We start from the raw sequence: 11,155 nt of genomic DNA on the forward strand, positions 1-11,155 counted from the left end.
AGCAATTCTTTCAACTGACAAGGATTAAATAAAAATGAACGCATACAAAATATACGTCACGATTGAAGACCCAAATAATGTCGTTTTATCTAATTTACCATTTCAGCGAGGACAGCGCGTTGAAGTCATTATCTTGGCAGAAGAGCCGGAGAGGTCTGCAATGAGTGAAAAAGTTAGAGATTTATTTGATAGAACGCAGTCTCGAACAGAAGTACAAGAGATTACAGAAGAAGATATAGCAGCAGAAATTGAGGCATACCGTCGGGGCGAATGAAGATTATTATTGATACGAATGTTTTAGTTTCTGCTGTACTCAAGGGGAGAGAACCAAGAGCAGTTATTCAATTTGTTGTTGACAATCCTGATTATGAGTGGATTGTGTCTGAAGAAATTTTAACAGAATATAAGGAGGTTTTGAGTCGCTCTAAATTCAAATTGACTCCAGAAATCCGCTCGGAGTGGTTTGAAATTCTGGAGAATTTGACGATACTTATTGAGGTTAATGTGGAAATTGATTTTCCAAGAGACAGAAAAGATGCAAAGTTTCTGGCTTGTGCTATAGCAGCAGAGGCAGATTTTTTAGTAACAGGTGATTCTGATTTTAATTCGGCTCAAAGTTTGGTCAAGACAGCTATTATTTCAGTATCTTTATTTAAAAAGCTAGTTTGTGATGTCAAGGGTTGACACTCCCCGGGAGTCATCGCCACGGGGATTCTCTAAAAATACTTGTGAACAATTAATGCATCGCTTATAAAAGGAAATGCCTATGTCAAAAATGCCAAAAAATGACTGCATTAAACCGTGCTGACATCCCCGCTTCTGTTGATACTGTTGAAAAGCTCCTTGTTTGGGCTGCACTCGTTCTCGGATATCTCAACGAAACTGTGACAGCAGTAGAAGGCACGAATTCAGCCAATGCTGTTACTGTCAAAACTTGCACCGCCGCTCCATTTTTTGTTCCGGCTGAGATTAATGCTAGTCCTCAGTGGAGATTCGTCACTAGAAATTCATTTCAGTTGAGTTCCAACTGGCAGAAAGGTCAAACAAAAATCTGGACTCACATCCAAGAATTTTCTAGTGCTTCTATTCCGACTGAATTTAAAAGCTAATCATGCCTATCCCTGCTGCTGGCATCCCTTTAGTCGTCGAACTTGTCAAAGACGTACTTTTATATGGAACCGCTGTAGAACTTGCAGCTTTTGCTCTTCCTGTTGTAGTTGCAGGTGCCGTGATTGCTGGCGCGACTTATTACTTGCTCCAGAAAGAGCAAGTTGAAGAATTACGCATCAAGGCTGCACAAAAGTATATTGCTAATAATCCCGAAACACCTTATCAAATTAGAAAATATATTAAGTGGCAAGAAGTTGATGGTGATAAAGCTTACGACGAAGGTATTTGTGTTTCAAAAGGATATTATGACCCTGACTATGCTTATTATTTAGAACCTGGTGATACTTGGGAAGTGCGACCTTCTTTTAATCTCTACCGCACTGAATCTCCTAATGCACCCGTTTACGAGGTGTATTGGGGAGATGTAATAATGCGATGCGATGCCGACTGGCTTTATGTCAATGGTGAACCTGCTTATTATGAAGGTACAGACGAGTCTATTACATTTTATCCCGGTACAGCAAAAGAAGAATCTTATTTCCCTTGGGATGGTGTTAACTGGAGGGATAGACAAAAATTTTTAAATTCTTTAAATGAATCTGACTGGCAGTCAACTCTTGATAAAATTCCTCCAAAAAAGATTCAAATAGGAGATAGGTTAAATAGAGGAGTTCTGACGGGCGATTTAAATCTTGATAATGAAATAGCACGACGACCAAGAACTTTCCCTAAAACTAATATTGTTCCTTCTCGTTCAATAGAATTCCCCTCAAGATTTTTGCCTTCTATTCAAGATATTAGTGCGCCGACGATAGAACAACCTCTACAGATTCCTACAACATTTCCAGATTATCTTCCAGCATTTCCAGTTCCACTTACTCCTCTTCAATTTCCTGATCATGAAATTGTTCCTTTTGTAAGACCTGGAACACCAGTAGTAGACCCCACAGATCCAGTAGTAGACCCGCACCCGCTCCTACCAAGCCAATCGCCAAAACCCCAACCGGAACCAACACCCGCGCCAACACCAGAACCTGTACCTGTACCTGTACCTGCCCCTACTCCACAGCCAGAACCAGAACCAACGCCGACGCCGACGCCAAGCCCGGAACCAATACCCGACGGTTCACCAACTCCACAAACCAGCCCGGAACCTGCCCCACAACCACAACCCGACCCAACACCAGAACCAAAACCAGAACCTGAACCTGTACCTGTACCCGCCCCTACTCCACAGCCAGAACCAGAACCAACGCCGACGCCGACGCCAAGCCCGGAACCAATACCCGACGGTTCACCAACTCCACAAACCAGCCCGGAACCTGCCCCACAACCACAACCCGACCCAACACCAGAACCAAAACCAGAACCTGAACCTGTACCTGTACCCGCCCCTACTCCACAGCCAGAACCAGAACCAACGCCGACGCCGACGCCAAGCCCGGAACCAATACCCGACGGTTCACCAACTCCACAAACCAGCCCGGAACCTGCCCCACAACCACAACCCGACCCAACACCAGAACCAAAACCAGAACCTGAACCTGTACCTGTACCCGCCCCTACTCCACAGCCAGAACCAGAACCAACGCCGACGCCGACGCCAAGCCCCGAACCAACACCCAACCAGGAACCAACTCCTTCCTCTAGCCCTGCCCCACAACCACAACGCGACCCAACACCCGAGGAGGAACCAACTCCTTCCTCTAGCCCCACACCTGCCCCACAACCACAACGCGACCCAACACCCGAGGAGGAACCAACTCCTTCCTCTAGCCCCACACCTGCCCCACAACCACAACCCGAACCAACACCCCAAGAAGAACCAACACCCACTCCTGCGCCGGAACCAATACCAAATCAATCAAATTCACCAGAACCACAACCGGAACCAACGCCGGAACCAACTCAATCGCCAACACCAGGAACATCACCAGCACCCAACCCACAAGAACCAGAGCCGGAACCGCCCAACAATCCACCAACAACTACAACTAATATCTGTGACGAACCCTGCATTGTTTTTATTAAAGAAACAATAAAAGAAGTCCACTCAAAATTAGAAACTAATAGCATTTTTTGGCTTGATTTAGAAGTGCCAACAGTTGTGTGTGAACTTCAAGATGGAGAATGGAAGCCAAAACGTATATCTACAACAGTGCAAGTTTTAGCAACACCTAATGGTTCTGAAATTCTCAAAACTCAAATTCAATTTGAATCAACAGCTTTGATTGCTGAAGAATTATGTCTGCAAAAGAACAAATCTTTTGATTGTGAATGTTATGCAGCCGTCCCCGACTGGTGGCAGATACGCCCTGAAGCCGGAAGACCACAATTAGTTATTCAATTTGGAGAAGATTTAGGCAATGGCAAAGTTGGTTCACCAATGTATGCAATTACGATTCCACATTACAAAGGGAATAAACCTAAAACTTCTCCTGTGCCTGGGTATAAAAAAGGTAGCTGGGAAGAAATCTTGACTCTTAATGATAACAGCAAAGTGATAGTCAATGCTTACAGTCAATCAGAAGCTAGAAAAATCATCAATGCTTGTCAACAGATTATTAGTCCTGAGTATCTAACGAATTCTTACTTAAAAGGTGGAACAATCCGTAAAGGGAAAGCTTTAAAAGAAATTACTGTCATTCCTAAAATGGCGAAATTCTTTTCGACTGGTCAACAAAATACTATTCCTGATTGGATAGTACGATTCTCATGACTGTCACTGCACCATACCTTGCTAATTACTGGAAAGCTGCAACTGAGCTTAATAAACTCGTACCAATTGCAGAATACGCGGCAACTAAGTATATACACCCGCAAACTGTTAGGCGTCGGATACTTCAAGGACACTTAATCGGTTTAAAAACAGGGGGCAAGTGGTATGTATCAATATCCTAGTTGGGGCTTAAGTCCCAACTAACCAAAATTCAGATATTGCTTTACGATATCAGACGACAAAGCTAGCTTGGTATAAACCTTACATTTGATGTATACATGGCAGCTTTTGATCCAGGTGCAGGTGGCACCTTAAAATCAACCACTTTAGAAGGGATAGCAATGGAAGCAGCATTGATACTACAAAACGCTGAACGCGCTGCACAAGCTGCATCTCCTGAAGCTTTTCCAAATAATATTGCAGTCTCCTTTTTTACTGGTGACAATGTTATTCAGGTGCAAGCTGCATTACCTTTATCAGCCGACTTTAGTAATGATGGGAAAGTAACTTTCTCTGCTGTAGATTATCTTGGTACTCCTTTTACGACTGATGGTGATTTAAAAGCTACTACTTTACCACAAGCAGTTTTAGAGCTTTTTCAAAGGTTACAAAATACTGAGAAATCTCAACCGGATGTTGGAGATAAAGTGCAACTTAGCTATGCAACAGAAACTAACATTGCAACGATTAACGCTGAATTCCCAATAACTTTCTCAGTGGCGACTGATGGAACGATATCAGTCAGCGCTAACCCTTATCTTGCCTAATCACTTTTAAGTTTATAAGGAGAAAGCTTTATGGCAGACAATCCACAGATAGAAGGCAGTAACCCAATTGGTTCTGACGGCATTGGAGGGGCTTCTAACGCGCCCGATGTCAAGAAATATCACACTTTTATGGTGAAATCTACAAAGCATCTTTTCAATGCACCTACTGACAAATACAAAGATTTGTTAGATGTTTTGGGATTGCAAGATGTTGATAGCGATGATGGCAAGAAAGAAACCGGATTAAAATTGCAGCAAGGCACCGGATTCATTAACTTATCCGTCCGTGTTAAAGGTGGTGCCACTTTAAGAGTTGTGTGTGACCCTGACAAGGTGGGTACAGCTCTGAAATCTGCTAAGGGGAAAAAGATTTATGGAAAAGATATTGATGCAATACGCATTCCCAAAAAGCGGATTTATATCTAATTTCACTTTATGGAACCTGTTCTTGACCTTAACAATTCCCAGAATTGGAAGTTAACTTTTAACCAGGAACGGGTTGCCACAACAACAGTAACAGGATTGCTTGTTGCTATTCCTGCATTTGAACTCATTACACCATTGACTGAACATATCTTGGCTGTACGCTGTACTTCCAAAACAGCCAAACCTCATTGGAGATACGCAGGAAATCTCATTCAAAGAGTGAATTTGGGATTAGGAATACCGACAGCAGACGCAACCACTGTTAGGATGCCCCTAAATCGAGTGACCTTGGTTAGGTTCCCGAATTTCTCAAATGAGTATGAGCTGAATTTTATTCCAGCTTATTGGTTGACGCATATTAGATTGACTGTTTGGAAATATACAGGTGTTGATGAACCCATTAACTAGCTTTTATCAGAAACGGAAGTCGCATTTGTAACTCAGGGGGCAGTAAATCATAAACTTCTTTTGCAAAACTAGTACACCAGTTCTCAGTTAGGACCTGCACCATCTCAATTCCGTTGGGACACTCCATTGCTTCTAAAACTAACTCGACATTAGCAGCCTTGAGGTCCAATTCCTCACCTGGTGGTGGTTTCAGCATTTGAGCCATGAACTGCTGTGTCTGTTGTGGGGTGAGTGACGCAAACTGGCTTTCTAAAGATATTTCAGAAAAGGTGGTTTGTGTCATCCCGACATAATGAGTATATTTGCGTGTTAACGCATCCCAGACAGCTTTATAATCACCTGTTGAGAGTGATTCACGGTCAATGCTGTAAATTCTTCCTCGCTCCAAACCTCTACGGAATTCGCGACGCTTAACAGGGATACCCGCTTTTTTTAGTAACCGCTGGAGTAGGTAGCAGGGGTCAGAATCTTCATTGACAGTAATGTTGAATGCGAGTTTGACTCGTTGCTGCATTGAAAGGGCTTTTTGCTTGAAGGCGATTAATTCAGGTGAGTCTTTGGTCCATTCGCCCCAATTGGTGATAATTTCAGGTAAGCCCAATTCGCGCATGGTTTTAATGGCAAGAAAGTTGGTGCGGATATCCCAAACAGGAGTATCGGACAAGAGCGCATTTTTCCACCGCTGTACATCAATTTCTTGCTGCACTTCGGGGTGGAACAGCAACCAGTGGGTTTCTTGATGCTTAATCCAGCTATGGTCTTTTAGATAGCGCTCAAAGATAAATTGTTCGGTCAACTCCAATTCTGGTAACCTTTCTTTGAGAAGTGCCTTTTGTGCTGTAAACCGCTCCTCGGGAGTGGCGTTCATATCAGCAAGAATCTCTCTTGCAGCCTCAGTCGTAATATCCGGTGCGTTGCAAATCGCATCCGCCCAGGACATAAGGACTTCATCAGTAGCTTTTGTCACCCTGGATTCGGAGATTTCCCAATCTAGGGGCTGTAAAAATAAATTATGCCCTGACTGTTGCAAGGAGTTAAACAAGTTTTCGCGCAGGTTAGCCCGCGAATAGTTATCTCGTGCGACATAGTCGCACAGTGCTTCAACGTGGGGGTTGTTCCATTTTTCACTCTTGGGGTCTAACATTGTACTAAGTGTCCTAAGAAGAGCAAAATCATCATTTTGAGCCAGTTTCTCCACAAGGGCAATTTCGTGTACTGTCTCAGTGTGCGTTCTGAGGATGTGCTTAGCGATGACAGTAGGGAGTGGAGAACGGGAAGATTGGTCATCTGTTAATGAATGGGTACGTGCAAAGATATACCTCGGTACAGCAGTGCGTAAGCGTGCTAGCATCTGCATTGCGCCCCAGTGGCTGATAGAACCGACAAACATTCCCCAAACGGCATCAAACCAGTCAATGGTGATGTCTAATGACGCCTCAGCGGTTGGTGATAGAAAAAGGAAGGAAGGGGCGTTGTCTGTAATCCAAGCATTGGGATTTTTCAAGAATGCATCAACTTGTGGATTTTCAGTTTTGGTAAAACTGTCTACGCGCAAACCGTCGCGTTCTGGAGCTAAGGTTCTAAACAGTAGTTCCAGTCCAGCAAGCCAGCGCTGAGAGTCGCTGACTACAAGTATCTTTTCACCTTGGAGGTAAGCGTTAATTAGGTCTGCTTCATAGTCCTTTCTACTGTTTTGTTTTGTGTTACCAGTTTTCTTACTGACTGCTCCATTGTAAAAGTAGCAGTTCCAAGGCTCAATTTGATGGACGTTGTGAATCCCAAAAATCTGTTTTTCTGGCGCAAGTTTATTCAGGTATTTAGCAGCAGTGCCGGATAAATCGGCATCAAAGCAAAAGACATATTCAGCCGCTTTATAATGTTCTTCAAATGCTCTAATCTTGACAGAGCGGTTTTTCTTACAGGTTTTTCCTAAGAGTAAATGGTTGATTAATTTGTCAACTTCTTCTAGAATTAACACCTTTTTCGGTGGAAGCTTGTGCAGCGAATCAATGCAAGCTGCCACCCAAGCGGTTGATGCCAGGAGTTTTTTGTTGAGCGTGGGGTCATTTGTTTGAATGTCCCAAAGGAAACGCAATTTGAGGATGGATGTACAAAATTGTTCTAATAGAGAATTTCTGTAGCTGACGACATTACCTGCACCAAAATGATGAACAATGTCTTTGGCGAGTGTTGTTTTACCTGTTCCGGTGCCAGATTTAATCAGGTAAACCCCTGGTTTGAAATTCTCAACTTTTAAATTCAAAAAGCGTTCATTACGCTGTTCGCTCACCCAAGGGGTAAAATCGTTTAAGCGCTTTTGGGTCCATTTCACCCGTTCTGGGTATTCGGCAAGCCATTGTACTTTGTTTTGCTGGTGGCGATCTCCTAAGTAGCGCTCTTGGTTCTCCTGCCATTCCTGTTGCTCTTTTTCTCTAGCAGCAGCGGCTTGTATTTCTGCTTCACTGGTAGTGTGTTGTAAATGCAGCTGCTCTGGTATGGAAACGCCAGCAACTAGTGCCAGTTGTGCCACTATATGAACAAAATCTTTGCCTTTTGGGGTTCCTAGCCCCCCCTCTAGTTTCCAGCGGTACTGGACGGCACCACCGCCCTCTCCTGTGGCTTTATCTTGCCATGCCCAGTGTGTACCGTCCCACCAGACATGGAAGGACGTACCACTGGTAGAAGTACGCCAAGGGGGACAGCCTTTGAGGGTGTTACCGTATTCCCTAAAGTTGTGACCCTCCCAGCAGAAAATTTGTTCTGGGGAAAGGCGGGGGAGAATTTCAAACTCTAGGAAGTCAACAAGGTCGGTTACGACACCGTTTTGATATTTGACCCGTTTTTGGAGTTCTGCCCATCTTATAGCCCGTTCTAGGCGTTCTTGTTCAAGTTTTTTCTCAGAGGTAGCAAACTTAATGAGCAATTCACAAAGCCATTGGGGGGCGAGTGCTACAGCAGTGGTGTCTGGTGAGTTAATCCACTTGTAAGCGCCTGTTTCTGGGTGACGGCTGGGTGGTAAACAGGATTGACAGCGGTTATAGCGAAACTCTAGTAATTCAGTTGGTTTACCGGACTCAGAGCGTGCGGTTTTAAGTTCTCCCCACTCAGTCAGCGCTTTGCGGTTAAAGTCCTCAAGGAGTGGTCTGATTTCATCTGGGATTTGAAATGCTATCTGGTAGCGTCCTGGTTTACCGCTGCTCCAGCCGACAGTTGAGGGAATATCACCACCACTGATTGCATTGAGCAATGGTTGGGCAGTTGGTCCGTCAACGTCAATCACCGACAAACCACCAGACACATCGCCTGTCCGTAGCCCAAACCCAGACCAGTAACGAGTGTATGAATTGCCCTTGCTGCTAATTTTGTGCTCGCCATTGAGTATCAGTCGGGCAATCTCTGTATGAGGGATAAAACCTTCTGTTTGCCAGCCCTTGCGTCGTGGTGATTTGTCCTGTAGGGGGGTCAACGACCAGTGTGAAGGGATTTTCTTGAGTCCGTTGACAATCTCTTGGGCGTTGGGTAGACGGTTAAATGGTTTCCAGTTAAGCATTCACATCACTTCCAAAAGTTCAAGTTTTGAACTTTGGGGGATTAACTGCACCCACTGAACGGAGAATGTGATAGCTTTGAGGTAATTAAACTAAAACATCAATTGGATTTTGGTACGATTGCCAGGAATCGTTTATGTTGCCTGAGTGCTTGCGTTCTAGGTACTAGAGATTTGGTGGCTCCTCTGTTAGCAGTTATCACTGCTCCCGTTGTTAGCTATCACTTCTGATTACTTACATTGCTCCGCGTTCAATGGCTAGAGATTTCCTCCGGTTAATCTCCCAAAATTTTTTTTTATGGTTAATTGCAACTAGTATAAATGTTTATCCATGTATGGTAAACTGATTTATTGGTTTGCTGATGCCAAGCTAGCATATACGCTGATGCTTGGGTAGAATTGAGACATAAACAAGTGTGGTATCTTCGTTAGTTAGACAAAACCGCGTGATAGTTGCGGCTTTTGTATTGAGAATAATACGAAAGCGCTCCACTTACACCAAATTGAGAAAGCTGCAATTTTTACACGGTGATTTCATCTTTTTGAGGTTGAAGTTGGCACAACTCTTAGTCTGCTTACCTTGTAACCGTATATATATGCGGTTGAATGGTAATTGCTCGCCTTATGTTCTTAAATCCGCTCTAGTAAGTCACGGACTTATATTGCCCAGCCTGAAATCTTAAGTTATTTTATGGTTGGAAGTTGACAAGGGATATCGCTTCATCTAGCTTACGCTTGGCTTCATAAAAAGCGAGTAATTTTTGTTGCTCTAATCTATACGGAGAAGGCATAACCCGTCCTTCACTGGAAGATTTAATGAGCGCCACTTGTTCAGCTGTGGGCGACCCTAGAGCATCATAAGCAGTTATGAGAGCTTCTATGCCATCTCGCCCTGGATGCTTTAATCCCACGCCACGCTGCATTTGAGTAATAGCGATGTTGGAGAAGGACAGCAACACAGTCGCCCAAGAAGACCTCTGTTCTGGGTCATGATGTGCTTTTAACCCGTATCGGTTGCATAGGGTAACTAGTTGCAGAAGAGTTTTTGTTTCAAGCTCAATTCGTGTAAACATATGATTTAGACTTTTTGCAAAAGTCTATAGAGGTTTTCCTTTATACAGTCAGTACTAAGGAGTTCCATATTTCATTGCATTATGGTTAAATGCAATCATACCGCAATATTCCAAACTTCCAAAATAGCTATTTCCCAAAGTTTATCACCTACTTTATAGCTATGGCACAATTGGGCAGTTATGCACGATTGTGATATGGCAGTTGAGAAGAAGGATTTTCGCGGACAAATTCCTGATGATTTAAATCGAATAGTTAGGGCTGTAGCTGCACTCAGAGACAAACAGCTTAGTGAAATACTTATTGAAGCGTTAGAAGGTTGGTTAGAGCGCCCTGAAAATCAAGAGGTAGTTAAACAAATCAATTGGAAACCTCAGTATAGTAAAAAGAAACAAGAAGGCTAGGAATAGACGAAAACCGAATTTTGTCGCACAGTAGTTGGACAACTGGTTATGTTGAGGTTGGAACAGGAGAGCGAGCGCGCGTCGCGCACGCTTGAGAGTGATGCTCCAAAGGAGCCGCCCTGCATGGCTCACGCCAAAAATTGCCCCCCGTTGCTCTAGGTCACGCTTCATCTCCTCTCTATTTAAAGCAAAGTTGGTCTTGGCGTACCATTTGAGTCGGTTACTACTCGTACCCCTATTCCCCCTTTGAGGAGAGCGCGAATATATACAAAATATAAAGTTTTTTTATGAATTAATGTAAAGAACGAAAATATGGCTGACAAGTTGCCTTGGCATCACCAACGAGCGCGGGATGAAAGCGCAACCGTTCACAAGCAATTTTCAACCAATGGTCAAAATTGATATCCCATAACCTAACGGTGCCATCTTGTCCACCACTGACGATGGTTTTGCCGTTTGTGCTGATTGCTACTGAATAGACAGGTCCCTTATGAGCTTTGAAGGGCTGAGCAATCGGCTGTCCTTGCTGATTCCACAAGCGGACGGTGCCATCATCTCCACCACTGACGATGGTTTTGCCGTCCGTGCTAATTGCTACTGAATAGACAGAACCCGAATGACCTTTGAAGGGCTGAGCAATCGGCTTGAGTTGCGGATTCCACAAGCGGACGGTGCCATCATCTCCACCACTGACGATGGTTTT

The 11,155-nt window shown here is 43.9% G+C and carries 12 protein-coding genes; 9 read left to right on the top strand and 3 right to left on the bottom strand.

Features of this window, described 5'->3' with window-relative positions:
• Positions 1-34 precede the first annotated feature (34 nt).
• The 8 genes from AACT52_RS40930 (at position 35) to AACT52_RS40965 (ending at position 5,430) form a co-directional block, all read left to right on the top strand.
• Positions 35-274 (top strand): hypothetical protein, encoded by a 240-nt coding sequence (locus tag AACT52_RS40930; RefSeq protein WP_073635822.1) that lies wholly within the window; start codon positions 35-37, stop codon positions 272-274.
• Entirely contained in the window at positions 271-684 is a 414-nt protein-coding gene (locus AACT52_RS40935) for a putative toxin-antitoxin system toxin component, PIN family (RefSeq protein WP_073635823.1), read from the top strand. The genes AACT52_RS40930 and AACT52_RS40935 overlap by 4 nt, the downstream gene beginning before the upstream one ends.
• Before the next feature lie 101 nt (positions 685-785).
• Positions 786-1,109, top strand: a complete 324-nt coding sequence (locus AACT52_RS40940; protein ID WP_073635824.1) for a hypothetical protein — start codon at positions 786-788, stop codon at positions 1,107-1,109.
• A gap of 2 nt (positions 1,110-1,111) precedes the next feature.
• Positions 1,112-3,829, top strand: coding sequence for a hypothetical protein (locus AACT52_RS40945; protein WP_073635825.1), 2,718 nt, complete (start codon positions 1,112-1,114; stop codon positions 3,827-3,829).
• Entirely contained in the window at positions 3,826-4,011 is a 186-nt protein-coding gene (locus AACT52_RS40950; protein WP_073635826.1) for a hypothetical protein, read from the top strand. Before AACT52_RS40945 ends, AACT52_RS40950 begins: the two co-directional genes overlap by 4 nt.
• 96 nt (positions 4,012-4,107) lie before the next feature.
• On the top strand, positions 4,108-4,596 hold the full coding sequence (locus AACT52_RS40955; protein ID WP_073635827.1) for a hypothetical protein: 489 nt from the start codon (positions 4,108-4,110) through the stop codon (positions 4,594-4,596).
• Positions 4,597-4,626: 30 nt separating this feature from the next.
• Positions 4,627-5,022 (top strand): hypothetical protein, encoded by a 396-nt coding sequence (locus AACT52_RS40960; RefSeq protein WP_073635828.1) that lies wholly within the window; start codon positions 4,627-4,629, stop codon positions 5,020-5,022.
• A gap of 9 nt (positions 5,023-5,031) precedes the next feature.
• The gene (locus AACT52_RS40965; protein ID WP_073635829.1) at positions 5,032-5,430 is read left to right on the top strand and encodes a hypothetical protein; all 399 of its coding nucleotides are present in this window, start codon (positions 5,032-5,034) and stop codon (positions 5,428-5,430) included.
• On the opposite strand, the gene AACT52_RS40970 is transcribed toward AACT52_RS40965, so the two are convergent.
• Together AACT52_RS40970 and AACT52_RS40975 are read right to left on the bottom strand one after the other, a co-directional pair.
• Positions 5,423-8,980 carry a plasmid replication protein, CyRepA1 family gene (locus AACT52_RS40970; RefSeq protein WP_073635830.1) on the bottom strand — a complete coding sequence of 1,186 codons (3,558 nt, stop codon included), beginning with the start codon at positions 8,978-8,980 and terminating at the stop codon, positions 5,423-5,425. The genes AACT52_RS40965 and AACT52_RS40970 overlap by 8 nt on opposite strands.
• A 686-nt stretch (positions 8,981-9,666) precedes the next feature.
• Complete coding sequence (locus AACT52_RS40975; RefSeq protein WP_073635831.1) at positions 9,667-10,050, bottom strand: hypothetical protein; 384 nt, start codon at positions 10,048-10,050, stop codon at positions 9,667-9,669.
• Between the two features lie 180 nt (positions 10,051-10,230).
• Between AACT52_RS40975 and AACT52_RS40980 the strand changes: the two genes are divergently transcribed.
• The gene (locus AACT52_RS40980; RefSeq protein ID WP_198941094.1) at positions 10,231-10,452 is read left to right on the top strand and encodes a hypothetical protein; all 222 of its coding nucleotides are present in this window, start codon (positions 10,231-10,233) and stop codon (positions 10,450-10,452) included.
• A 292-nt stretch (positions 10,453-10,744) separates the two neighbouring features.
• On the opposite strand, the gene AACT52_RS40985 is transcribed toward AACT52_RS40980, so the two are convergent.
• The coding region (locus tag AACT52_RS40985; RefSeq protein WP_443216691.1) for a WD40 repeat domain-containing protein at positions 10,745-11,155 on the bottom strand (411 nt) is incomplete at its 5' end.

The organism is Scytonema sp. HK-05 (assembly GCF_963872035.1).
Lineage (GTDB): Bacteria > Cyanobacteriota > Cyanobacteriia > Cyanobacteriales > Nostocaceae > Kalymmatonema.